The organism is Parafilimonas sp. (genome assembly GCF_051953455.1).
Classification (GTDB): Bacteria; Bacteroidota; Bacteroidia; order Chitinophagales; family Chitinophagaceae; genus Parafilimonas.
Genome location: NZ_JBQCIT010000062.1, coordinates 42,224 through 66,602 on the forward strand (window position 1 = coordinate 42,224; position 24,379 = coordinate 66,602).

Genomic DNA, 24,379 nt, shown 5'->3' on the forward strand with positions numbered 1-24,379 from the left:
GATAATAATAAGTTATACCTGCAATTGATCTTATTAAAATGCTCAACATTTATTCAACATGGCAACAGTAAAATTACCCGTAGCAATTGTTATCACTTTTGTGTGGATTGGCTTTGTTTGCGCTATCAGTTTTATGGAATCATGGATTAAATTCCGGGCACCTAACGTTACACTTTCTGTAGGCCTCGGCATAGGGCGCATTGTTTTTAAAGCGCTTAACCGCGTAGAGATTTTACTGTCAGTTATAATATTCGTTAACCTGCTGCTATCAGGCGAACAGCTGTTAACGTTACATAACCTGGCTTTTTTCATTCCATTATTAATCGTTCTTATGCAGGCTTCCTGGCTTTTACCGGCACTCGATACACGTGCTGAACTGCGTATGCAAAATGCAGTGCTGCCGCCATCTAACCTGCATTTTTATTATATAGGAACAGAAGTGCTTAAAGTGGCATGCCTGTTCATATTTGGCATTTCTCTTTTCAAATAAAAAATATTTAATCATGAATAATATAACAGCACAAACCATCGTGGGCGAATTAGTAGCCAGTGATTATAATACTGCATCTATATTTCAATCTTATGGCATTGATTTTTGCTGCAAAGGCAACAAGACTATTGATGAAGCCTGTGCGAATCAGAAAGTAGATGTAAGTAATTTGTTGAATGCCTTGCAACAGGCTACTGAGAAAAGTGATGAGAAGGCAATTGACTATAACTCCTGGCCATTGGATCTGCTGGCTGATTACATTGAAAAAAAACATCACCGTTATGTGGAAATGAAAACAGGGGAGATAAAGCCTTTTCTCAACAAGATAGTAAGTGTGCATGGGCTGCGGCATCCGGAACTTGAAGAAGTGCAGCAACTGTTTGAAGAATCTGCAGGTGAACTAGCCATGCACATGAAAAAAGAAGAATTGATTTTATTTCCTTTTATAAGAAAAATGGTAGCTGCTGCAAACAATAGCAACGATCTTACTGCGCCACGTTTTGGAACGGTGCAAAATCCTATTACTGCAATGCTGCATGAACATGATGCGGAAGGTGATCGTTTTGCCCGCATTGCTGCACTTACCCAAAACTATACACCGCCTGTTGATGCCTGCAATACTTACCGGGTTACATTAGCGATGCTAAAAGAATTTGAAGAAGACCTGCACCTGCATATTCATTTGGAGAACAATATTCTCTTTCCAAAATCTATTGCAATGGAAGAGCAAATGCTGCATTAATATTTGAATGGTTGCAGGAAATCAGGTTAAACTGATGAGCCGAAAAATTGCTGCTTATAATTTATGAGGAGTGTAAAGCATTGAATTCTCTAATTTGCAACATTCTAAAACTTATTATAAGCAGTAACACGATGAAGTATTCTATCCTCTTATTATCAGTTGTTTTTTTATCAACACATTCCATTGCGCAATCAACACAATCTGTTTATGACCCGCATGATTTATTTGCGCAGGATTTTTTTACAACAAACGGAAATGAATTTCGTTCCTCAAATGGGGCTCCCGGCCCATTATATTGGCAAAACAAAGCTGACTATAATATCAAGGCAGCCATTGACACAGTCTCCAATATTTTAACCGCAACAGAAACCATTTATTATACCAACAACAGTCCTGATTCTTTGCCTTCTCTATGGTTAGAGATTGATCAGAATACTTATAAAGAAGATGCCCGTTCCAACTTTTATACACCGGGCCGGGGCGGAAAGAAAGTGCATTCAAACGGGTATGCGTTTAAAAGCATCTCAACAGAATATAAAAACAAAACTTCTACGGCTGATTACATTATTACCGATACAAGATTACAGGTGAGATTAACCAATGCATTGCCTCCCAAACAAAGCATTGCCATACACATCAGCTATCAATATACAATACCCGGTGCTTTTGGCGGAAGAACAGATTATTATACAACAAAAAATGGGAAGGTGTACGAGATAGCGCAATGGTATCCGCGCATGTGTGTGTATGATGACTTGAATGGCTGGGCAAACCTTCCTTTTCTTGGCAGCGGTGAATTTTATTGCGAGTATGGCAATTTCGATTACACCATTACAGTGCCTCAGGGAATAATCGTGGCAGGCAGCGGTGAACTGGTGAATGAGCAGGATGTATTGTCTTCGACACAAATTAAGAGATTGAATGCTGCAAGGGCCAGCGATAAAACAATAATGATAAGAACAGCGGATGAAGTAAACAATGATGCACAGAAAACGTTCAACAACAAAACATTTACATGGCATTTTAAAATGAACAATACACGTGATGTGGCTTTTGGTGCATCAAAAGCATACATGTGGGATGCTGCCAAAGTGAATTTGCCTGGTGGTAAAAAATGTTTGGCGATGTCTGTTTATCCTGTTGAAAGTGCAGGTAATGATGCATGGGGCAGGGCCACTGAATATCTAAAAAAATCAATTGAATATTTTTCAGAGAAATGGTTTGTTTACCCGTATCCTGTTACCATAAACGAAGCAGGCATTGCAGGCGGTATGGAATACCCGGGAATTGTATTTGATGGCTGGCATGATAAGTCTGATGAATTGTATTGGGTGACGGCACACGAGATTGGCCACAACTGGTTCCCTATGATTGTGGGCAGTGATGAACGCCGTTATGCCTGGATGGATGAAGGCTTTAATACGTTTATTGATGTGTATGCGGCTGATGATTTTAATAACGGAGAATATGCGCCCAAACGCGATGGTGAATATGCGCCTGGAAAAGGTAATCCGGCAGATGAAATTGTACCGTTATTAAAAGATTCGCTGGCGCCTTCCATGATGAGCCGTGCTGATATGCTTACAGAAAAATACCGCCACCCGTTGGTATATTTTAAACCGGCGTTTGGTTTGGTTCTACTGCGTGAAGTTGTATTGGGGCATGACCGTTTTGATTATGCATTTAAAAAATACACAGAACGCTGGGCTTATAAACATCCTTCGCCTGATGATTTTTTCAGAACAATGAATAACGAAGCTGGTGAAGACCTGTCATGGTTTTGGAAAGAATGGTTCGTAAACAACTGGCAACTGGATATTGCGGTTTCCGATGTAAGTAATAAAACAGGAGAAGATGGTTCAAATACGGCAAGTATTGTAATAAATAATCTCCAGAAAATGGCAATGCCCTGTACGGTTGAATTGGATTTAAAAGATGGAAGCAAACAACTTATACAATTGCCCGTGGAAACATGGTTGCAATCATCCAGATTTACATTGCGCGTAAAAACAATACAAGTGGTGCAATCTGTTATTATTGATCCCAAACATGAATTGCCTGACAGCAACAGGGATAATAATGTTTGGAAAGAATAGCCTGAAAATAGCATATAAACTCTTTTAATTTTTCACATACATAATAATGAGCCTTCAATCTCTATTTGATCTTTCAGGAAAAACAGCATTAATTACCGGCTGTGATAAAGGTATTGGCAAAGCATATGCAATCGCTTTGGCCGAAGCCGGTGCAGACATTATAGGCGCATCCCGTTCACTGGAAAGCGGCAGCAATATTGAAAAGGAAATTACAGCGCTTGGTAAATCATTTAAGCCATATAAAGTTGATCTTGGCAACAGAACTGCCGTATATGCTTTTATTGATAAGGTAAAGGCTAAAAATAAAGCGATTGATATTCTTGTAAACAATGCAGGCATAATCATGCGCAAACCTGCAGCAGAACATCCCGACGAATATTGGGATAAAGTAATTGATATAAATCTCAATGCTCAATTTATTTTAACGCGTGAATTTGGAAAAGATATGATTGAAAGAGGCGTTGGTAAAATTGTATTTACCTGTTCGCTGCTTTCTTATCAGGGTGGCATTACTGTGCCGGGTTATACAGCAAGTAAATCTGCAGTAGCGGGATTGGTAAAAGCATTTGCCAATGAATGGGCAGGTAAAGGCGTTAATGTAAATGGTATAGCGCCGGGTTATATTGCAACGGATAATACAAAACCTTTGCGCGACGATGCGGTAAGAAATAAATCAATACTTGAACGCATCCCGGCCAATCGCTGGGGCACACCTGATGATTTAAAGGGCGCAATCATATTTTTGTGTTCACATGCTTCTGATTATGTTAATGGAACCATATTAAATGTTGATGGTGGCTGGATGGCGAGGTAAATGGAAAGCAGGATTGGAATAAGGTATAGGCATAATCTTACAATCACGATTCACGTTTGACAATTCACGAAAAAAGATAATTATGGAAATAAGATTTGAACATGGTATTAAAGAAACAGCAGCAATGCAAACAGAAGAACTGCGTTCCTCCTTTCTTATTGAAAAGCTGATGCAGGATGATAAAATTCAATTGGTATATTCCCATTATGACCGTGTAATTGTAGGCGGCGCCAAACCCGTCAGTCAAAAATTATTTTTAGATACGCATCCTGAATTGCGTGCAGACTATTTTTTATTTCGCCGTGAGCTTGGTATCATTAATGTTGGCGGCAAAGGCAAAATAACCGCTGATGGCGCGGCATATGAGTTAAACAAGCTTGACTGCTTATATGTGGGTAAAGGCGTGCAAAGAGTTTACTTCGAAAGTATTGATGCAAAGCAGCCTGCTATCTTCTATTTGCTTTCTTCGCCGGCACATGCTGCACACCCGGTGCAGCTTGCGCGTAAAGAAGAGGTAGAAAATGCAGTGCTTGGCTCTTTGCAAACCAGCAACGAAAGAACCATCTATCGTTATATTCATGAAAACGGTTTAAAGAGTTGCCAGCTTGTAATGGGTTTAACCATTTTAAATAGCGGCAGTGTTTGGAACACCATGCCGGCACATACACATACGCGCCGTATGGAAGCCTATTTTTATTTTGATGTGGCCGATGACCAGCGTGTATTTCATTTTATGGGCCAGCCACAGCAAACCAGGCATATTGTGGTAGCTAATCACGAAGCGGTCATTTCCCCGCCCTGGAGCATTCACGCCGGCTGCGGCACCAGCAATTATGCATTTATATGGGGCATGGCCGGGGAAAATTATACTTATTCCGATATGGATGCGGTAGCTATTGCTGATTTAAAATAATTTAGTATTGACCTTTGCCCTGGCGGTAAATTAGATATTCAATCCCGATCAAAATATCAGTAAAGACTTCCTGAAAGATTTGCAGGCTTAAGTGAGCGGTTATTTAAATTTGGAGTAAACAAATCAAAATGAAAACACTTATGCTAACCTGCATTGCTGCACTTATTTTTTTCTGCCAGTTACAGGCACAAAATAATAATTATGATTCCGCGCTTGCCAAAAAATTACAGGCCGATGATCACGGAATGAAAATGTATGTGCTTGCCATATTGAAAAAAGGCACTTCAACAAATACTTCCAAAGCCGCGAGAAGCGCTGCCTTTAAAGGCCATATGGCGAATATTAATCAACTTGCCTCTGAAAACAAATTGGTGGTTGCAGGCCCGTTTGAAGAAAATGATAAACATTACGAAGGCATTTTTATTTTTAACACTGCAGATTTGGATGAGGCAAAAAAATGGGTAAGCTTAGACCCTGCCATACAGGCAAAATACCTGGATTTTGAATTACTGCAATGGTATTGTACGGCTGCTTTGCAGGAAATACCAGGCTTACATAATAAGCTCATGAAAAAAGTTTTTTAAATCGCTAGATAAGGATGCCTTTAAGCTGATTAGCCTTAATTAAACTATGTCACATAAATTTTATCATAGCGTTTACAATAAATAAATGAAATTGGCCATTATATATTTATTCGTATTGAACTATGAGTATAAAAGTATATCGCCTGTTGCGCAACAATAAAGAAGAAGGCCCTTTTACGGCAGAGGAGCTTATTCAGAAAAATCTGCGCCCATATGATTTAATATGGGTTGATGGCAGCAGTGCGGCATGGCGTTACCCGGTAGAAATACCGCAGTTTAAGCAATACGTACCAATACCCGGCGAAAGCAACGTAATACAGGCGGCAACAAACACATTTCCGAAAGCGGCGCAACCTAACACACATGTTGCAATAGCCATTAACAATGATAATGATGCTTCACCGGCTATAAAAGAAAAACCACGCTATAAAGTTTCTGCAGCGTGGAGTAAAATTCAAACCGTGGCTACGCCTGCCATTAAAGATAACCAGCCGGAAAATGAAAAGAAGCGCAGTGTAAAGAGAAGCATGGTAACCAGCCAGGCGCATGACATAACATCAAAATCGTTAAGCTGGGAAGATGCCTGGCTGGATTGGGAAAAAGAAAAGGACGATATCTCGGCCACAGCGCAAAAAGTGCTATTCAATACAAAAAGCGCACCTGGCAAACAGCCTGATAAAAAAGCACCCGTACTTGAAACGAAATATGCGCAGCCGCTCCATGCATTGGAAGATAAATACATTGATAATATTTTGCAGCAAAAGCAAAAAGCAAAGCGGTCGCTTTCATTTGGCAAAACAGGGGATTTTATATTGCCTGCATTTGCCCTGATCATAATTTTCAGTATTGCATACTGGCTTTTTCATGATACGGATATATCTGCCATACCTTCACCTGCACCCAGGCAGCAGGCGGTTTCCGGGGCCAATACCACCAATTCAATTCAAACCGTTAATACTGCTACAGATGAAAAGCCGGGGATTTCATCCACACAACAGCAGGCAACCTTGATTTCTAAAAACACCGTGCTGGCTGAACGTGCCAAGGAAAGAAAAAAAGTATATGTACAACCTGCCCTTAATCATGATTCTAAAACCGCGGCAATATCACCTGCACCAACACAGGATGCCCAGCCATCCAATGATGATGATATTGATAAAACACAAGCGCTCGATAATAAAACTGCAGATAATTCAAAGACTGCTAATAACAGCAAAGAAGAAGGTGTTAATGTAAAGAATGCTGCAGCGGTAAAGCCATCTGTCAATAGCAAAAAAATTATAGCAGGTTATGTAAACCTGCCAGCACAGGTTGAAATGAAGAACGGCGTAGCCAGTATTAAGGTTGAAAATATAGGCGATGTTGATCTTGATCTTGTGGTGGTGGATGTACAATATTTTAACGCTGCCAACAACTTTAAAAAAGGCGAAACATTTTATTTACATAATTTAAAGGCAGGCAGGGATGTAACCATTAAAACGCCGAAAGATGAGGCATCAACTTATGCCACGTCTAAAATTTCCCTGATCAGCTCGGATGTAAAACAGTTATATGTGGTGAATGATAACTGATCCATTCATTCCTAAATTTGAGCACAAATTTTTATAATGCCAGTTGAACTTACCTCGAAACATATTGTGTTATTTGGCGCCGGAAAATCTTCATCTGTTCTTATTGATTATCTTAAACAATTAGCTGCGGCAAAAAACTGGCAGGTTACTGTTGCAGACAACGATCTCCGATTGGTGCAGCAGAAAGTTGGCACACATAAAAATGTTACAGCGGCATCTGTGGATATTACCAATGCGGAAGAAAGAAAAAAATATATAGGCAGTGCAGATATTGTTATTTCTTTAATGCCGGCGCATTTGCATTACCTGGTGGCAGTTGACTGTATCGAATTAAAAAAACATTTACTCACGGCTTCTTATATGGACGATAATATAAAGAAGCATGCGAAAGCCATCAAACAAAACAATCTTTTATTTTTATATGAAATGGGGCTCGATCCCGGCATTGACCACATGAGCGCCATGCAGCTCATTCATTCAATAAAAGAAAAGGGCGGCAGGATCATATCTTTTAAATCGCATTGCGGCGGATTGATTGCCCCTGAAAGTGATGACAACCCCTGGCATTATAAAATAAGCTGGAACCCGCGCAATATAATCATGGCTGGGAAAGCAGGCGCGGTATATAAAGAGCATGGAGAAACGGTTACTTTAAAATATGAAGAATTATTTTCCGGCAAACACGGTATAGATGTACCGGGCCTGGGCTGGTATGCTTTTTATGCCAACCGCGATTCACTGGGTTATATGTCGTTATATAATCTTGAAGAAGCTGAAACTTTCATGCGCACAACATTGAGGCATCCTGATTTCTGTTTTGGCTGGAAAAATATTGTTGACCTTAAATTAACCAATGAAGAAAAAGTGTATGAAACGGATGGGCTAACCATATCCTCTTTTTTCCGGCAGCATTTTGAGAAACATGGTTTTGGCGAATGGCTTACGCAATTACTTAGCTCAAGGCTTGAGTATGCCAAAAAAATGATGGAGCAGCTAATGAACCTTATGCAGGCAGAACAGGATGCCATAAGCGAAGGAGAGGAGCCTGACGATGATTTTATGATGATTGATGAAAAAGGCGAATTAACCACGCTTAACGTGGATGATGTAAAAAGTAAAGCCGCCGAAAGCGTTGCCGTGCAGATGCATGAAGCCAACCTTACACTGAAACAATTATTTTTCCTCGGTTTGAATGACGACACACCTATCAATAAGGGATTGTGCAGTGCGGCAGATATCATGCAGTTTGTAGCGGAGCAAAAACTTGCATTGCAGCCTGACGATAAGGACATGATAGTAATGCTGCATGAAATAGAATATGAAACCGGCGAAAAAAAGTCTGCTGTAAAATCCTGGCTTGTGGTGAAAGGCGATGATAATATTCATACCGCAATGGCCAAAACCGTAGGGCTGCCCCTGGGTATTGCCGCCAAATTAATACTGGAAGGAAAAATTAAAGAAACAGGCTTGCTTATCCCGAACCTTGCATCCATTTATCAGCCTGTTCTTGAAGAATTAAAACAGCATGGTATTGCTTTTAATGAAGAAGAAGTATAACTATATTACTCTTTCTTCCTGCTAAATACGCTCAACTTTTTAACTGCTATTTCGACTTCGCTCAATAATAGTCTTCGGCTCCGCTCAGACTATTACAAATCTATACTCCCAATCACGGGATTTTTCCCGTATTCAACGGTATAAATCACGTAATACCGCATTTTGCTACAACTTTATTTTGCATGCAAAGGTTTAAAACAATTCACCCCTAAAGCTTTTTATAAGTCCCTATGGAAACAGTGGATTTTAAGGCAAAAAAGGCGTGCATTTAAATGCACGCCTTCATTTTTTACTATAATGTTTGCCGGTTAGCCATTAATTGCCTTCCAGCACATTGTTCGATGTATTACTATCCGGATAATCGTGATCGGGATCTATAGTAATTTTTGTAATTTTTGAGGCTGAAGGATAACGGAACGTCCATGTTCCGCCACGCTGCCATATTTCAGCCGGCAGGGTGAGGGTATCTTTTTTACCGTTTTCCTGTTCAATCAATAACGGCACCGGCAATACCATTTGCTCGTTGTTTACCACGGTTATCAAGGCACCTTTTGCCGGATCATTTTCAACATATTTAATTTCGGTAACGCCCTGGTCAAGCTTATCGTTGGTCATAAACCATCCGCGCCAGAAATAGGAGAGGTCTTCACCACCCACGTTTTCCATTGTTCTGAAGAAATCATAAGGGGTAGGATGTTTGAACGCCCACCGTGCAACATAGGTTCTGAAAGCAGAATCAAACCTTTCTTCCCCCAAAATATACTTGCGTAAAATATCAAGCCCGGCGCCCGGTTTGCGGTAAGCTGCATTGCCCAAAAATGGCTGTTGCGTTACATCGGGAATGGTCATGATGGCATCGGCATCCTTTTTAAACATAGAAGTTGCCGCACGCTGCACATCCGCCTTCCTGTAATATTCGCCTTTATTAAATTCTTTGGTGGAAACACCATTGATGAATGTATTAAAACCTTCATCCATCCAGGGATATTTTCTTTCATTGGAACCAACGATCATGGGAAACCAGTTATGCCCGAATTCATGATCGGTTACACCCCACAAGCCGCCGTTTTTCGCTTTCCAGGAACAAAACACGATGCCGGGATATTCCATACCGCCAACACGGCCTGCCACATTGGTGGCTGCCGGGTACGTGAATTCATACCATTGTTTGGAATTAAATTCTATGGTGCCTTTTGTGTATTCGGTAGAACGGCCCCAGGCATCGTTGCCGGCGCTTTCAACAGGGTACACAGATTGCGCCAGTGCTTTCTTACCACTCGGTAAGTTTATGCGGGCAGCATCCCAGATAAAAGCTTTGGATGCAGCCCATGCCACATCCCGGGTTTGTTTGCATAGAAAATGCCAGGTAAGCGTGGGTTTATTAGGATGATAAGCATTGCCGCCTAATTCATCCGCGCCAACAATCGTAACTGTTTTCTCACTGTTTTTTGCCTGGGCGATACGGCTTAAAACAGTTGGTGTGTACACTTCTTTCGGGTTTTGTACTTCACCGGAACCTACTATAATTAAATTGGACGGGGCGGTGATGGTATAATCAATATCGCCATATTCAAGATAGAATTCACCGGCGCCGAGATACGGTAAAGTATTCCAGCCAAGTACATCATCAAACACACACATGCGCGGGTACCATTGTGCTATTTCATATACCCAGCCGTTTTGTGTATTTAATCTTGCCATACGGTCTGTGCCATATTCCGGCACTGCAAATGCATAATCAATTTTCAACTGAATGGTGCCGGTTTTGGCTTTCAGGGTATCCGGCAGCCATACCTGCATACGCGTATCGCTTATGCGATACTTAGGTTTTATTGATTTGCCTTTGGATACTATTTCCACAGCGCTTATTTCATCACCATTGGTAAAAGTGCGGGCTGCCCAGCGGCCGCCCGATTGCAGCGTGGTAGCCTGGGCGCGGCTGTCTTCACGGTAAATATTCTGGTCTAATTGCAGCCAGAGGAAATTCATTGCTTCGGGGCTATTGTTTTTGTACGTGATAACCACGGAGCCGGTTACCTTGTGCTGTGCCGTATCCAGCGTAACCGCTATTTTATAATCGGCGCGGTTTTGCCAATATGCCGGGCCCGGGGCACCGCTGGCACTGCGGTATTCGTTTCCGTTTGAAGGATAAAACAGGGGGTTAAATGCAGTGTGCTGGTCGTAGCGGGAGCTGTCGTTTTGTGCAGCAACAAAACCACAGGCCACCATCAGCAGCGATAAGCTAAGGAATAATTGTTTCATGAAATTTAATTAAGTGATGGCTGCTAAGATAAACGCTAAAGCGCTTTGGCAAGCTAAAAAAAGTTTAAGATTTGCGGCGGGCGCACCCTGTGTCGCCGGGCCGCTGGCTAACAAGGATTTACCAATTAAAGCTGATTGCCAAACACAAACCACTTCGACCGTCATTTCGACGACAGGAGAAATCTCCTGAAATGGATGGGGTGAGATATTTATTTTGAGCAACATTAAAGTCGGGAGATTTCTCAGTCGCATGAATGATTTGTTTAAAAGAAGATCTTTCTGTTATGCTCCTTCGAAATGACGGGGTCGTTGATAAATTAAATTTACTAAATCAGTGAGACTGCAAAAACACAAACCACTTCGACCGTCATTTCGACGACAGGAGAAATCTCTTGAAATGGATGGAGTGAGATATTTTATTGACAACTTGAAACTCGGGAGATTTCTCAGTCGCATGGATGATCCGTTTAAAAGAAAATCATGCTGCTATGTTCCTTCGAAATGACGCGTCGCTGATGAACTGTATTATCAATTTAAAGCTGACCGCAAAAAACACAAACCTCTTCGCACGTCATTTCGACGACAGGAGAAATCTCTAGAAATGGAAGGGGTGAGATATTTGTTTTGAGCAACATTAAACTCCGGAGATTTATTTCGCTTAATATTTGTTTTTTCAATTGCCTCAATGATTGCTTCGCAGTTCTCAGTCGCATGAATCATCCATGTAAAGAAAATCATGCTGCTATGCTCCTTCGAAATGACGGGCACTACGCATCTTATTTCCCCCTTACTAAATTAAAGAAGCCAGCAATAATACAAACCTCTTCGAACGTCATTTCGACGACAGGAGAAATCTCTTGAAATGGAAGGGGTGAGATATTTGTTTTGAGCGACATTAAACTCGGGAGATTTCTCAGTCGCGTGCATGCTGCGTTAAGAGAAAATCATCCTGCTATGCTCCTTCGAAATGACGGCTCGCTGGCTAATACGGATTACTAAATTAAACGCTGCCTGCAAAAAAATCAATCACTCCGCACGTCATTTCGACGCCAGGAGAAATCTCCCGAGGTTTAGAGCGCTTGAATAATCATTTAGGTTTCTTACCATTTTTCAATTTCAACCCACAAATCAATCCAATTTGGATTTACTGAATTGATCAGTTTTTCTTTTTTCAGCCTGCTCCATTTTTTTATTTGTTTTTCTCGCAGAATCGCTTCTTCTATTGAAAAAAAATTTTCATAATACACACAATATTCCAGGTTGTATGCATCGGTAAAGCTGCCTTTAAAGAAATGATTTTTATGTTGGCGGATTCTTGTCTGTAAGTCGGATGTTACCCCAATGTACAAAGTGGTTTTTAATTTATTTGTCATTATGTAAACACTTCCGCCTTTTGTCATTGTGGTGAGTAAATGGTTATTCTAAGTTATTTTATTTTGATTGACAAGCTTAAATTCGGGAGATTTCTCAGTCGCATGAATGATTTGTTTAAAAGAAGATCATTTTGCTATGCTCCTTCGAAATGACGGCCCGTTGGCTAATTTGGATTACCAAATTAAGCTGGCTGCAAAACATAAACCGTTTCGATCGTCATTTCGACGATAGGAGAAATCTCTTGAAATTTGGAGGGTTTGAAATGTTTATTTTGAACAACGTTAACTTCGGGAGATTTATTTCGTTAATATTTGTTTTTTCAATTGCCTCAATGATTGCTTCGCAGTTCTCAGTCGCATGGATGATTTGGTTAAAGAAAAACATCCTGTTATGCTCCTTCGAAATGACGGCCCGCTGGCTAATTTGGATTACCAAATTAAGCTGGCTGCAAAACATCAACCGCTTCGAACGTCATTTCGACGCCAGGAGAAATCTCTTGAAATGGATGGGGTGAGATGTTTTATTAACAACTTGAAACTCGGGAGATTTCTCAGTCGCATGAATGATCCGTTTAAAGGAAGATCATGCTGCAATGCTCCTTCGAAATGACGGCTCGTTGGCTAATTTGGATTACCAAATTAAGCTGGCTGCAAAACACAAACCACTTCGACCGTCATTTCGACGACAGGAGAAATCTCTGGAAGTTTGGAGGGTTTGAAATATTTGTTTTGAGCAACGTTAACTTCGGGAGATTTATTTCGTTAATATTGTTTTTTCAATTGCCTCAATGATTGCTTCGCAGTTCTCAGTCGCATGGATGATTTGGTTAAAAAACAAAACCATCCTGCTATGCTCCTTTGAAATGACGGGCCGCTGGCTAATACGGATTTACTAAATTAATGCTGACCGCAAAACATCAACCGCTTCGATCGTCATTTCGACGATAGGAGAAATCTCTTGAAATGGATGGAGTAAGATGTTTATTTTGAACAACTTTAAAGTCGGGAGATTTCTCAGTCGCATGCATGATTTGGTTAAAGAAAATCATCCTGCAATGCTCTTTCGAAATGACGGGCCGCTGGCTAATACGGATTTACTAAATTAATGCTGACCGCAAAACATCAACCGCTTCGATCGTCATTTCGACGATAGGAGAAATCTCTTGAAATGGATGGAGCAAGATGTTTATTTTGAACAACGTTAAAGTCGGGAGATTTATTTCGCTTAATATTTGGTTTTTCAATTGCCTCAATGATTGCTTCGCAGTTCTCAGTCGCATGAATGATCCGTTTAAAAGAAGATCATGCTGCAATGCGCCTTCGAAATGACGGCTCGCTGGCTAAATTGGATTACCTAATTAAAGATGATTGCAAAAACAAACCACGTCGCACGTCATTTCGACGACAGGAGAAATCTCTGGAGATTAAGAGCGTTTGAGCTATTTGATGCACAACTACCAGGGGCGTGGTGAGCTTGCTGATGATGAACGAAAAATCGGGGTTGGCGGCAGCCGTTAGTTTATTCAGCGCATCCTGCGCAAAATTGGCCAGCCGCACGGGTGTAATGGCTTCTTCGTTAAAGAGATTGCCGAAAAGTTTGTCGGGTGAAAGCATAGCATTTGATTTTAAGTGTTTAAAAAAAAAGATGGGTTATTTATAGATTGGTTTAGTGGCTAATGGTGGTTTAGTAGTCAAATTCTATATGAAAATTAGTGATTATGATAAAAACTGCCATAATATTTTTTTTGTCGGGGCCTATCCTGATTTTTTGGGATAGGCCAAAAACTTTTCTGTATGGCATCCTAAATTTTTAGGATAGGCCAAAAACTTTTCTGTATGGTATCCTAAATTTTTAGGATAGGGTTTGTAATGTTACAAATAGCATCCGGATTTTTTTGGGATAAGGTTTTGTACTAAAAATGAAAGGAAGATGGGTTTTTGGAATAGCGGTTTTTGGAAGTTTAGGATTGTATGGTATAAATTAGCGTATAGTATGTAACCCGCTTTGACACCCAACATGGAACAAAAAGAACTTCGAGATAAATACTATCAAATAATAAAAAACCGTGACTACGAGCACAAGACATCACAGATGTATAGCAAACATTTATGTGAGCTTGCAAAATATTATAGCAGGGATGGCATTGACAATCTTTCTTTTGCCGAAATAAAAAAGTATCTCGATCACCAAATAAAAGTTAGAAAGCGGAATTCTAACACAGTAAACCTTATCTTTTCTGCATTCAAATTTTACTTTAATGATTTTCTTAATCTTAATCACCCGCTTAATACTATTGAAAGACCTGAAAGAAAAAGAAGAGAATTTGACTTATTGACTACCTATGAAGTACAATTGCTGTTTGAGAAATGTGATAGTATAAAAACGAAAGCATTGATGGCTTTGAGTTATGGCTGTGGCCTTGAAATAAATGAAATATTAGATCTTCAATTTGCAGATGTTAGGGCAAAAGAAAATTCAATCATAGTTAGAAATAAAAAGAAAAAAATTGTTAAAGAGCTTTATTTGCCAAACTCAATCATTCAAATTCTTAGGGAATATTATTCTGTACATCGTCCTTCAAAATGGCTTTTCGAAGGTAAAAAGCCAGGAAATAAATATAGCACGAGAGGACTTCATTATGCAATAAAAGATATTGCAGACAAAGTAAAAATTCCCAAGGAAGTTACAATGGTTACATTACGTTACGCGTATGTAAAACATCTTGAAGCTTTGGGCTATCCACTTGCAAGTATTTTAAATTCTCTTGAAATAAATCACGATTGGAGCATTGCCTATTACAGCAGAATGGGCGTTGATTTTTCAAAGAAAGTTACTGCTTCACCTTTTGACAGACTTTTTAAAAAGCAACCCATAACTAAAAAAACGCTTGACGAATTTTGGGATTTACTTCATCCTGAAGTTAAAGCCTTAGCATTTGATAAGTTTAAACATGAGTTTTACGCAGATGCAATTGAAACATGTTTAAAAGCTTTAAATAAAAAAATTAAAGACACAGTAAAGCTTAAAACTGGAAAGGAATTAGATGGCTCAGGTTTAATGACGGAAGCTTTTTCACCAAAAAATCCTTTAATCGAATTAGCAGACCTGACAACTGAAAGCGGCAAAAACAAGCAAACAGGATATATGCAAATATTTTCTGGCGCTATGACTGGAATTAGAAACCCTAAGGCTCACGAAAATGTTGAGATAAGTAAAGAAGAAACAATTCATTTATTATTTTTTATCAGTCAGCTTTATCTGACACTTGATGCATATAAAAAGATATGAAGGCTTACGTCGCAGCAGGCTCTTCGTTAAAGGTATTTGTGCAAAGCCACGAGCCCCTGGCACCACAGCAATAGTAGTTACAAAATGCTTTATTGCTAAAACGGCATTGCAAAAAGCGTGGCTGACATTGCGCAGCATCAGTAGTAATTCTATTCAGCTACCTATTTGGCAGGCATTGCGCTACAGAGTATTTATTTTTAAACTTATCATTTATTCATAAATTTAGCTTCAGGTAGCCGGGGCAGACGAAGTCTATTTCCCTGCCTTTGCACATACCCGAACGTTGGCAGCTAGCTTATTTGGATACTTCTCAAAATTCGGAACAACTGTATGGACATTTTTTAACGTTGCCAAAAAATAATTTTTCATCATTAAAAATTAAAACCATGCTACAAATGAAAAACAACATCAACTTTTTTGCGTTGATTTCAATTTTATTTCTATTTAGCTGCAATCAATCTACAACCACTTCAGCAAAAAATGATATGGATACAACCTCAACTGTTACAGGCAAGGATACATCTTCCGAATTCGTATATAATCCGGCAATGGATCCGCTGACTGTTGGAGCGGCATTCTCTAAAAAGCTTGGCGACACCTTAAATATGAAAATGTTTGAGGTTACAATAAAGCCCGGCGACTCGGTGGCAATTCACACTCATCCTGACCATTCATTTTATGTTCTGCAAGGGGGCAAGATTGAAGTAAACATTCAAGGAGTGGGTGTAAAAATATTTGATTTAAAACCAGGTATGGGATGGATAAGCGGCCCACTAACAGACTTCGGCAAAAATATTGGTAATACCACAGTGAAATGGCTTGAAGTTGATGTTTACAGGCCAAGAGGCAAATAGCATTTTATTTCGAGCATCGTTTCCTGAAAGGGACGATGCGTTATCTTAGCACCGCACCGTTCTCTGCGAGAGACGAGGCTTGACCACAGCCTGTAAATTTAAAATGTTATGAATGTAAGAAAGGGATATGTTTATATTGTGCTTTTCTCATTATTCTTTCAATTGCAGGAACATTTAAATATAGAGCATTCATAAAGCGGGATTTGAATCAAATACCAGTTCAACATTTACTTCTGCAATCAACTATTTCACTTTTCATCTTTTTAATTCCGGGGCTACTTCTTGTCCGCTGGTACTACAAAATGAAAAGCAAATAGAACATAGCTATCATTTAGTTTTATGTCGAGCATCGTCTCCTGAAAGGGACGATGCGTTATCTTAGTACCGCACCGTCCTTTGCGAGAGACGAGGCTTGACCACAAACAATGAACTTTTATTTATAAATTTAGATGCGGTTACGGGCTGAATGATTTTCAAATGCCGCCACATCGCCAGGCCATGTCCATTGATGGCAAGTTTATGGCGACATTTTGCTAACCAATCAGGCAATCGCGAAAGCAGCAAAAATAAAACGGCATTGATATGCACAGTATAACATCTTTTTTATTGCGTTTGGCAATTATCTGTTGTATAGGGCTTAACAGTTCCTGCACTTTGGCATCAGACAGAAATGATAAAATTATTTTTGTTGGTTGCACCCCGGGTGATGATTTGATTAAATCTCAACTTGGCATCAAAAATGAAACGGTAATAGATTTTATCAAATGGGATTTGACATTTAGCAACCTGAATAGTAACACTTTTATGTTAAACATAGTCTATGGTGAATCGCAACCAAATACGCTTGGCTTCAAGAATGGCGGACAAAAGAAATCGTATCAAGGTGAATACCAAATTTCTAAAAACAATGGCAATGAAATTTATCAATTAAAGAGTAATGAATTTCAAACTGAAATTGCATTGATAAAACTCAATGCAAATATTTTACACATACTAACGCCTAAAAAACAACTGATGATTGGTAATGGCGGCTGGAGTTATACATTAAACAATAAAAGCCCTGATAATATTGATTATCCTTTGCCAACGCTAACAAATTCAACAAGTGTGTTAAACGACACATCATTGGAAGTAATTTATGACGGGCGGACACCTTGCCAAAACTTTGCTTCGGAAAATAATTTGACAGTAAATGAATCTTGTTTCAAACTGAAATGGAAACTTACTTTAAGCAAAGACCCAAAAACGCTACAACCCACAACCTACACTTTGAAAAGAACAAACAGTAGGGAAACCGATATTACAGGTAAATGGACAATCATCAAAGGAACAGCATCAAATCCAAATGCTATCATTCTTCAACTTGACCCCGACAAACCTAATCAGACAGTTTCCTTATTTGTAGGCGATGAAAATGTTTTATTTTTCTTACACAAAGACAAAACCCTGTTTGTAGGTAATGACAATTTTAGTTTTACACTTAATAAGCGACAAAACTATGCCCAATAAAACTATCACCAACAGGGAATTGTAATAGTGCGGCTGAAGTCAAAGGCTCAACTTTTGTCAAGCATCGTCTCCTGAAAGGGGCGTTGCGTTATCTTAGCACCGCACCGTACTTTGCGAGAGATGATGCTTGACCACCGTATTTGTTATTCCCTCTTATTTTACAAACAGCATTTTCTTTGTATCGATCAGGTTACCATCTATAAAAAGCGCATAGGTATAACTGCCTGCCGCTAATGAAGCGGTTTGAAAATTAAATTGCCCGTTTCCTTTCGCTGTTACTTCCACCACCTTAATTGTTTCGCCTTTGTCATTTCCTATTTTTATAAACGCCGTAGTTGCTGCCGGTGGTATATAATACCGGATAGTGGTTTGTTGTGTAAAAGGATTAGGCGCATTTTGGTAAAGCCTTGCATTTAAGTTTTTTGCACCAACGGCTGTTTGCGCAGATGCAGCATTGTTTTGTGCCTGCAAAAGCGCTATGGCTGATTTTAAATCGTCTACATCTTTTTTCAGTTCCGTATTCTGTGCAGATAATTCCTGCACGGCTTTTACCAGGGGCACCACAAAGGCTTCATAGCGCAAACCATATAAATCCCTGGCATTTTTAGGGGCGTCAATACCGGCAAAATTGAAATTTAATTTTTTGGCAACGGCTTCAACATCCTGTGCAAAAAAACCGGTGTAGGTGCCTGCATGTTGTGTACCGTTGCCGGTAACCGGTTTAGCATTTATTAATTGCTTATTAAATTTTGCATTTGGGTTTTTAAGCACCGTATTTACTGCCTCCGTATTAAGGGCATAGGTTATTGGTTTCAGTTGGTTAATAAAATCTAAACCCGGTACAGGCTGCGGAAGATTTTTATTAAATCTTTTATCTGCAATGGTTGTCCATCCTACAAATCCACCAATGCTGGTGGTAGTGGTGTTGCCCAGCCGCACCTGGTCACTTGCGGTTACGATGGCATCAGTTCCCAGCGCCGTACTGTTAGAAATGCTATCCGTATTTGTATTGGCGCCTTTGCCTACACCAACATTGTTGCTGCCGTAAAATACCTGGCTCATAGCTACGAAGCCAATACCAATATTATCATTTCCATAATTATTGAATAAGGAACCTATACCCAGGGCAACAGCACCATGTGCGCTGGAAGAAGCTGCATTGGCAAATCCGCCGATGGAAATATTATCCTTTCCGTTAACCGGGTCGTAAGCAATATTCATTACACCATAACCATTAGACCAAATTGGGCCATTCAGCCAGAGGCCTTTCCATTCATGTTCAAAACCGCCCAGATCGATAGCACCTGAAACCTGTGGTATAAGGCTGGAATTTATAGCAACGTGATCACTAAGATTGGATAAGTCCTGGTTGGCGCCATAGTTGCCATTGAGCAGTTGCCAGTTGCTTCCGTTATAGTAATAAAAGCCGGTGGCGCCATCAGTTTGATACACCTGTAAACCTATCACGGGTGCATTAATAGCATTGCGTTGTGCTTCGGTCATGCGTGGCATGAGAAAGCCCTTATTTTTCGATCTTATTTCCAGCAATGCGGAAGGCCTGGGGTTAATCGTTCCAATGCCAACAGCGCCGCTTCTGGGAAATATATTGGTTTGGGCGAAAGCAGGAGGGGTGTTTATAATACCAATTGATATTATAAACAGTGTAATAAATGTTTTCATGGTTACGTGATATTGTTGAACTTTCAAAGTTTAGCAGTCGCTGTTTAAATATAGCTGATTTAGCTTGGGCAAAATACTGATTGTAATCAAACGGAATGAGCGTTTGGTGGCAGCCGGGGTCTTCGTTAAAAGCATTGGTGCAAAGCCACGAGACCATGCGTTTTCTTATTTTAATACTTTATAGATTGTCTTATAAATGCGGCGCACCCAGCTATGCCATGAAGACCAGCTACGAAGAAGTGTTGATTTTGTAGAGCGGTTTTTTTGGAAATTTGGTATTGTACCCTAAATTAGCATGTTGCGGTTATTTTAGCATTCTGCCGGGTGTGTCATCATGTTGGCTCATACAATTTCCAGGTGGTTGGGTGTTTAGGTGACATAACTTAGTATATGTTTTGAATGATCGTACGAGCAACATATATTATACTATACCAATTCAGCTATTAAAAACTTATGATAAAGATTCTAATCCCGCTACTGTTAATACTATGGAATAATGCTTCCGGACAAACGAAACTTTTCTCTGCACCAGACACATCATTTACCGTTGAAATTCCAACCAATTGGACAACCCAGACAACGCCGCAGTCAGTGCTGGTTGCAACAGACCCTGCACTGCCAGGTGCCACATGGGAGATTGAAACATTTAGTTTCAGCAGTCCGGATAATGTTTTAACACTTGATGAATACGCAAAAGTTCAATTGGAAAATTTTAAATCCAAAGGCAAAAATGCCAATAAGCTAAAGAGCGGAGGTTTTGATACGATCAATAAAAACAGATGGTGGGTGATGGATTATACCTCGCCCAAGGGAACTGATTATCTCGTTTATCAAACCATCGAAAACGACAAGCGGTATTCGATCTATTACATAAGCAAGGGCGACAATTTTGTTGCGGGTTTGCCGAAGATGCATAGCCTGCTCGAAACCTTCAGCTTTAAAACAAAGGAAATTGCCCGTGCGCAACCAAATACACCGGCACCGGAGCAGCTATCTTCTCAGGCACCTGTCCAACAGCCTGAATCTGCCCCAATACCCAAACTCATGAATGGGTTAACCTGCGGTAATGATGAAGCAGTAGAAGCTGACAACATCAAATTTTGCGGCAATGGGCAGGTAGTACGATTAAATAAAAACAGCCTGCAAATAAAAACACCTGGCAAGACCGTGCTGCTCAACAATACAGAATCGGAAAGTGATGATGCGGTAAGCTACCAGTTTATTGGGCAAACAGTAACCCTAAAAGGTTTTGTGGTACAAATTATGGGGATGGAAAACAGTAGTTACGTTATTATCAATACCAGCAATGGATCCCAGATTTTTCTGCCAAACCTTAACTACCAGTCATCGCCCAACGGAAAGTTGATTGCTACTTTCAGCAACGATATCATCAACCAGGCAGATGAAACCTTCGTGGCCATCTATTCCGTTTCAGACGCCGGTTTACAACAGGTGTTTACACAAAAAACCTTTACGGCCGGAAAAGGATGGGGGCCTGCCTCTATTGCCTGGGTGGATGACAATACCGTGGAAATAAACAAGGAGGTTATACTGAATGCGGCCACCGAGCAAACAAAACCCGCCGGCAAAACCTGGCTGCAGCTAGCCGGAGATGAATGGCAGTGGAAAACCACAAAACCATCAACGAAAGCGCAGATGACCCTTGCCCGCTCTGCGGAGGAATACCCTGAACTTCCTTATGGCGAAACCAAAGAGCCACACCGGGTAAAACCGGCCGGCGATGTACAACATGACGTGCTGCCGATAGTACGTATGAAAGAAGCAAAACCTGTTGCCTCGGCAGATGCACTGGCACGGGCAGTACTCAATGCCGTTAAAACCAACAACAAGCAGGCTTATTTTGACCTGGTTGCAAAAGGCACCCTGGAAGAGGCAGAAAAAGCATTAATAAAAATCAGAAAAAAACTGGAAGCAGCTGGCGTGGCCGACTGGAATAAAATACAATACAGCCGGGTGGAGTTTTCACCAAACCGTAATAAGTATATAAAAGATGAAGAAGTGCACGACTTTGTGAACATCGAATTTACCTATGGCAAAGATTTCATAGGTGCCGTTAGAGGCCATCTTAATTCAGGAAAGATCGTCATCAAGGATGGAAAATATCTTCTTTATATGGTGCTGGATGATGGTGGAATGTTTCGCAGGGAAAGTTACCGCCCTCATTAGTACCATGTAGCCGAGGCTTCATTAAAAGGATGTATGGAAAGCAACGAGACATTGCATCATTATTTTACCAACTTATAACAAAACCGCTTGAGCTTGCCTTATTCATTTCATGTAGCACTTCTACATCAAAGCAAAGACAAATAGCTTTAACTGACACTTTTTCTAAAACACAACAAGGCCAACAAAGTAAACCTTACCGTTCAAAAATTATTTTTAGAACGGATAACGTAAAAATCTGGGGCGATACGTCAAATGGAAAAATGAAGATTGATTATACTTCTTATAAATTCGAACCATATATTTCGTTTGAAGATTTTAAAGCGGGCGATGTATTTAAAGGGAAAAAGGCTTTAATAAATTATCAAAGCAATACTACAGCAAGACGTTACAAAACCCGTATTACAGGAACTTATCAAAAGAAGGTTTGAATTTTGGTGGGCATTATTGTTTCGTTTGGTGGGGTTGCGGTTCGCCCTGTAAAGCAAGTGCAATAATAGATTTAGAGAATGGAAAAGTATATGATGGACCGGCATCAGCGTTAGGATATGACTTTAAAAAGAACAGCACGATGATTATGATTAATCCAGCTGACTCAACAGGCTTTTATAACGATTGCGCTTATTGTCATCCGGAAATTTGGCTTTGGAATGAGAAACAAAAAAAATTTGAACAGCGTTTACCTGCCCAAAATTAATACCCTCATCCGCCCAAGTATGCTGCTTAACTTTTGAGCGCAGCGTACTTCTGCCTTGCAACTTAAAATAGCAAACCCACACAAGTACCCGATGCACGGGGCCAGCCCTGTTACTTGCGCTCATCTTTGGTTGAAGCCAACATTTCGATTGAACATTTGTAATTATCTTCAGTGCCGGTTTTATCAACATTGGCGGCCTTATTCAAAGCTTTTAAATGCAAAAGACAATTTATGTTCTCACTTTTTTATTACTAACTGCCTGCAACATTAAGCAGGCAAAAAACAGTACAGCAACATTAAATAATTAATTGCATAAAATTTATCGTTTAGACCAGCAGTACAGGGAAGAGCTTTCTAGTTTGCCACCGGCAAATATTAAAACAATTGACTTATGGAAAAAACAAAATATGCTTGACTCTCTCAATCTTGTTAGAGTTTCAAAAATTTTGGACTCAATGGGATTTCCGCATAAACCTTCATTTGATGATTCGGCAGGCATTGCAACATTTATGGTTATTCAACATGCGACTTTAAAGCAACAAGAAAAATATCTGTCAATATTTCAAAAAGCAGCAGCTCAAGATCAATTAAAGCCATCAATTGTAGCTTTAATGGTTGACCGCGTTAAAGTTGACAAAGGAGAAAAACAAATTTATGGAACACAGGCAATTCCAATCAAAGACCCGAAAACCGGTTATATAACGAACCAGTATGAGTTAGCCCCAATTGAAGATGAAGAGAAGATTAATGAGAGAAGATTAAAAGTTGGACTCCCAACAATAGAAGAAGGCGCCAAAGAATTAGGTGTTGAATATATACCCGGAAAAAAAGCAGCAGCCAATAATCAGAAATAAGTTCACTGTTTTACCAGCTTAAAACAATACCGCTTCAGCTTGCCTTCAAAATCAAATGGGGTAGTGGCCTTTGTTATATCTTTTACAGACGAGGCATTTATTTCCGCTTCATTCAATATAAACCTTGAATAATTGGTGCTGAAATACATGACACCGTTTGCTGATAAAGCCTGTAATGCATCGTTGATAACAGGAACATGATCCCGCTGCACATCAAAGAAATCTTTCATGCGCTTGCTGTTGCTGAATGTGGGCGGGTCGATGATAATGAGATCAAAACTGTTGGGTTGAAGTGTTTTTAGATACTGCAATACATCGGCATGAATAAAATGATACCGGTCTGTATTTTTAAACCCGTTAATGATGAAATTATCTTTTGCCCAATCGAGGTAAGTTTTGGAAAGATCAACTGAAGTTACACCTGCTGCATTACCGCTGGCGGCATACACAGAAAAAGAACCTGTATAACAAAATAGATTCAGCACCCTTTTGCCATCTGCTTCTTTACGCACCATCTCTCTTGTAATGCGATGATCGAGAAATAAACCGGTATCAAGATAATCGGTAAGGTTTACCAAAAACTGTAAACCGTTTTCTTCTACCTTAAAAAATTCCTGCGCACTGTTTTGCTTTTCGTACTGTTGCTTTTCACGATGGCTCTGGCGTTTGCGTTCCCGGCTGTAGATGTTTTCGGCAGGCAGTTGTAAAACTTCGCTGATGATTTCAAATGATTGCTGCAGCCAGTCTTCATGTTCTTCTTCACTCATGCCATGCCTGCGGCGGTATTCAGCTACATAAATTTTGTCGGCATACAATTCTATGGCAAAGGGAACTTCCGGAAGGTCATGATCGTAAACACGGTAGCAGCTTATGTTTAAACGCCGGGCCTGTTTGCTTTTGTGTTTATACA

Annotated in this window: 22 protein-coding genes; 16 read left to right on the forward strand and 6 right to left on the reverse strand. The window is 40.1% G+C overall.

All coding sequences use genetic code 11. From position 1 onward, the window contains the following. The first annotated feature begins 58 nt into the window (after positions 1–58). From ACTHN6_RS21430 to ACTHN6_RS21465, 8 genes are all read left to right on the forward strand, one after another. Positions 59–490, forward strand: coding sequence for a hypothetical protein (locus ACTHN6_RS21430; RefSeq protein WP_440437829.1), 432 nt, complete (start codon positions 59–61; stop codon positions 488–490). Positions 491–503: 13 nt separating this feature from the next. After that, positions 504–1,232, forward strand: coding sequence for an iron-sulfur cluster repair di-iron protein (ric, locus tag ACTHN6_RS21435; protein ID WP_440437830.1), 729 nt, complete (start codon positions 504–506; stop codon positions 1,230–1,232). Positions 1,233–1,363: 131 nt separating this feature from the next. Beyond that, positions 1,364–3,328, forward strand: a complete 1,965-nt coding sequence (locus tag ACTHN6_RS21440; RefSeq protein ID WP_440437831.1) for a M1 family metallopeptidase — start codon at positions 1,364–1,366, stop codon at positions 3,326–3,328. 46 nt (positions 3,329–3,374) lie between these two features. Continuing rightward, positions 3,375–4,142: a 2-dehydro-3-deoxy-D-gluconate 5-dehydrogenase KduD gene (gene kduD / locus ACTHN6_RS21445; RefSeq protein ID WP_440437832.1), complete on the forward strand. Its 768-nt coding sequence runs from the start codon at positions 3,375–3,377 to the stop codon at positions 4,140–4,142. A gap of 82 nt (positions 4,143–4,224) precedes the next feature. Next, positions 4,225–5,055 carry a 5-dehydro-4-deoxy-D-glucuronate isomerase gene (kduI, locus tag ACTHN6_RS21450; RefSeq protein ID WP_440437833.1) on the forward strand — a complete coding sequence of 277 codons (831 nt, stop codon included), beginning with the start codon at positions 4,225–4,227 and terminating at the stop codon, positions 5,053–5,055. A gap of 128 nt (positions 5,056–5,183) precedes the next feature. Beyond that, positions 5,184–5,639 (forward strand): YciI family protein, encoded by a 456-nt coding sequence (locus ACTHN6_RS21455; protein ID WP_440437834.1) that lies wholly within the window; start codon positions 5,184–5,186, stop codon positions 5,637–5,639. Positions 5,640–5,761: 122 nt separating this feature from the next. Then, a complete protein-coding gene (locus ACTHN6_RS21460; RefSeq protein ID WP_440437835.1) occupies positions 5,762–7,210 on the forward strand; it encodes a hypothetical protein in 1,449 nt (482 codons plus the stop codon). 36 nt (positions 7,211–7,246) lie between these two features. Then, positions 7,247–8,767, forward strand: a complete 1,521-nt coding sequence (locus tag ACTHN6_RS21465) for a saccharopine dehydrogenase C-terminal domain-containing protein (RefSeq protein ID WP_440437836.1) — start codon at positions 7,247–7,249, stop codon at positions 8,765–8,767. A 315-nt stretch (positions 8,768–9,082) separates the two neighbouring features. Here the strand turns inward: ACTHN6_RS21465 and ACTHN6_RS21470 are convergent, their stop codons facing one another. The 4 genes from ACTHN6_RS21470 to ACTHN6_RS21485 all read right to left on the reverse strand — a co-directional run bounded on the left by ACTHN6_RS21470 (position 9,083) and on the right by ACTHN6_RS21485 (position 14,016). Then, complete coding sequence (locus ACTHN6_RS21470) at positions 9,083–11,029, reverse strand: M1 family metallopeptidase (RefSeq protein WP_440437837.1); 1,947 nt, start codon at positions 11,027–11,029, stop codon at positions 9,083–9,085. 9 nt (positions 11,030–11,038) lie between these two features. Then, the gene (locus tag ACTHN6_RS21475; protein ID WP_440437838.1) at positions 11,039–11,281 is read right to left on the reverse strand and encodes a hypothetical protein; all 243 of its coding nucleotides are present in this window, start codon (positions 11,279–11,281) and stop codon (positions 11,039–11,041) included. Between the two features lie 848 nt (positions 11,282–12,129). Beyond that, a complete protein-coding gene (locus ACTHN6_RS21480) occupies positions 12,130–12,429 on the reverse strand; it encodes a GIY-YIG nuclease family protein (RefSeq protein WP_440437839.1) in 300 nt (99 codons plus the stop codon). A 1,323-nt stretch (positions 12,430–13,752) separates the two neighbouring features. Continuing rightward, positions 13,753–14,016: a hypothetical protein gene (locus ACTHN6_RS21485; RefSeq protein ID WP_440437840.1), complete on the reverse strand. Its 264-nt coding sequence runs from the start codon at positions 14,014–14,016 to the stop codon at positions 13,753–13,755. Between the two features lie 403 nt (positions 14,017–14,419). On the opposite strand from ACTHN6_RS21485, the gene ACTHN6_RS21490 reads away from it, so the two are divergent. The 3 genes from ACTHN6_RS21490 to ACTHN6_RS21500 all read left to right on the forward strand — a co-directional run bounded on the left by ACTHN6_RS21490 (position 14,420) and on the right by ACTHN6_RS21500 (position 18,054). Continuing rightward, complete coding sequence (locus ACTHN6_RS21490; protein WP_440437841.1) at positions 14,420–15,691, forward strand: TIGR02391 family protein; 1,272 nt, start codon at positions 14,420–14,422, stop codon at positions 15,689–15,691. Between the two features lie 266 nt (positions 15,692–15,957). After that, complete coding sequence (locus ACTHN6_RS21495; RefSeq protein ID WP_440437842.1) at positions 15,958–16,545, forward strand: cupin domain-containing protein; 588 nt, start codon at positions 15,958–15,960, stop codon at positions 16,543–16,545. 654 nt (positions 16,546–17,199) lie between these two features. Continuing rightward, the gene (locus ACTHN6_RS21500) at positions 17,200–18,054 is read left to right on the forward strand and encodes a hypothetical protein (RefSeq protein ID WP_440437843.1); all 855 of its coding nucleotides are present in this window, start codon (positions 17,200–17,202) and stop codon (positions 18,052–18,054) included. Positions 18,055–18,207: 153 nt separating this feature from the next. Here ACTHN6_RS21500 and ACTHN6_RS21505 read toward each other — a convergent pair whose 3' ends face one another. Continuing rightward, positions 18,208–19,734, reverse strand: a complete 1,527-nt coding sequence (locus ACTHN6_RS21505; RefSeq protein ID WP_440437844.1) for a hypothetical protein — start codon at positions 19,732–19,734, stop codon at positions 18,208–18,210. A 95-nt stretch (positions 19,735–19,829) separates the two neighbouring features. On the opposite strand from ACTHN6_RS21505, the gene ACTHN6_RS21510 reads away from it, so the two are divergent. The 5 genes from ACTHN6_RS21510 to ACTHN6_RS21530 all read left to right on the forward strand — a co-directional run bounded on the left by ACTHN6_RS21510 (position 19,830) and on the right by ACTHN6_RS21530 (position 23,469). Then, positions 19,830–19,988, forward strand: coding sequence for a hypothetical protein (locus ACTHN6_RS21510; RefSeq protein WP_440437845.1), 159 nt, complete (start codon positions 19,830–19,832; stop codon positions 19,986–19,988). Positions 19,989–20,187: 199 nt separating this feature from the next. Next, positions 20,188–21,921, forward strand: a complete 1,734-nt coding sequence (locus tag ACTHN6_RS21515) for a hypothetical protein (RefSeq protein WP_440437846.1) — start codon at positions 20,188–20,190, stop codon at positions 21,919–21,921. A 29-nt stretch (positions 21,922–21,950) separates the two neighbouring features. Beyond that, entirely contained in the window at positions 21,951–22,349 is a 399-nt protein-coding gene (locus ACTHN6_RS21520) for a hypothetical protein (protein ID WP_440437847.1), read from the forward strand. Beyond that, a complete protein-coding gene (locus tag ACTHN6_RS21525; RefSeq protein WP_440437848.1) occupies positions 22,346–22,615 on the forward strand; it encodes a hypothetical protein in 270 nt (89 codons plus the stop codon). Before ACTHN6_RS21520 ends, ACTHN6_RS21525 begins: the two co-directional genes overlap by 4 nt. 308 nt (positions 22,616–22,923) lie before the next feature. Continuing rightward, the gene (locus ACTHN6_RS21530) at positions 22,924–23,469 is read left to right on the forward strand and encodes a DUF6624 domain-containing protein (RefSeq protein WP_440437849.1); all 546 of its coding nucleotides are present in this window, start codon (positions 22,924–22,926) and stop codon (positions 23,467–23,469) included. A gap of 2 nt (positions 23,470–23,471) precedes the next feature. Here the strand turns inward: ACTHN6_RS21530 and ACTHN6_RS21535 are convergent. After that, on the reverse strand, positions 23,472–24,379 hold a 908-nt coding region (locus ACTHN6_RS21535; protein WP_440437850.1), incomplete at its 5' end, for a class I SAM-dependent methyltransferase.

Coding starts and splice junctions, on each gene's coding strand:
- ACTHN6_RS21475 (WP_440437838.1), bottom strand. CDS start 11,281: ATGCGACTGAGAAATCTCCCGACTTTAATGTTGCTCAAAATAAATATC.
- ACTHN6_RS21485 (WP_440437840.1), bottom strand. CDS start 14,016: ATGCTTTCACCCGACAAACTTTTCGGCAATCTCTTTAACGAAGAAGCC.
- kduD (WP_440437832.1), top strand. CDS start 3,375: ATGAGCCTTCAATCTCTATTTGATCTTTCAGGAAAAACAGCATTAATT.
- ACTHN6_RS21505 (WP_440437844.1), bottom strand. CDS start 19,734: ATGAAAACATTTATTACACTGTTTATAATATCAATTGGTATTATAAAC.
- ACTHN6_RS21465 (WP_440437836.1), top strand. CDS start 7,247: ATGCCAGTTGAACTTACCTCGAAACATATTGTGTTATTTGGCGCCGGA.
- ACTHN6_RS21440 (WP_440437831.1), top strand. CDS start 1,364: ATGAAGTATTCTATCCTCTTATTATCAGTTGTTTTTTTATCAACACAT.
- ACTHN6_RS21510 (WP_440437845.1), top strand. CDS start 19,830: ATGAGCGTTTGGTGGCAGCCGGGGTCTTCGTTAAAAGCATTGGTGCAA.
- ACTHN6_RS21455 (WP_440437834.1), top strand. CDS start 5,184: ATGAAAACACTTATGCTAACCTGCATTGCTGCACTTATTTTTTTCTGC.
- ACTHN6_RS21490 (WP_440437841.1), top strand. CDS start 14,420: ATGGAACAAAAAGAACTTCGAGATAAATACTATCAAATAATAAAAAAC.
- ACTHN6_RS21520 (WP_440437847.1), top strand. CDS start 21,951: ATGTATGGAAAGCAACGAGACATTGCATCATTATTTTACCAACTTATA.
- ACTHN6_RS21460 (WP_440437835.1), top strand. CDS start 5,762: ATGAGTATAAAAGTATATCGCCTGTTGCGCAACAATAAAGAAGAAGGC.
- ACTHN6_RS21470 (WP_440437837.1), bottom strand. CDS start 11,029: ATGAAACAATTATTCCTTAGCTTATCGCTGCTGATGGTGGCCTGTGGT.
- ACTHN6_RS21480 (WP_440437839.1), bottom strand. CDS start 12,429: ATGACAAAAGGCGGAAGTGTTTACATAATGACAAATAAATTAAAAACC.
- ACTHN6_RS21515 (WP_440437846.1), top strand. CDS start 20,188: ATGATAAAGATTCTAATCCCGCTACTGTTAATACTATGGAATAATGCT.
- kduI (WP_440437833.1), top strand. CDS start 4,225: ATGGAAATAAGATTTGAACATGGTATTAAAGAAACAGCAGCAATGCAA.
- ACTHN6_RS21430 (WP_440437829.1), top strand. CDS start 59: ATGGCAACAGTAAAATTACCCGTAGCAATTGTTATCACTTTTGTGTGG.
- ric (WP_440437830.1), top strand. CDS start 504: ATGAATAATATAACAGCACAAACCATCGTGGGCGAATTAGTAGCCAGT.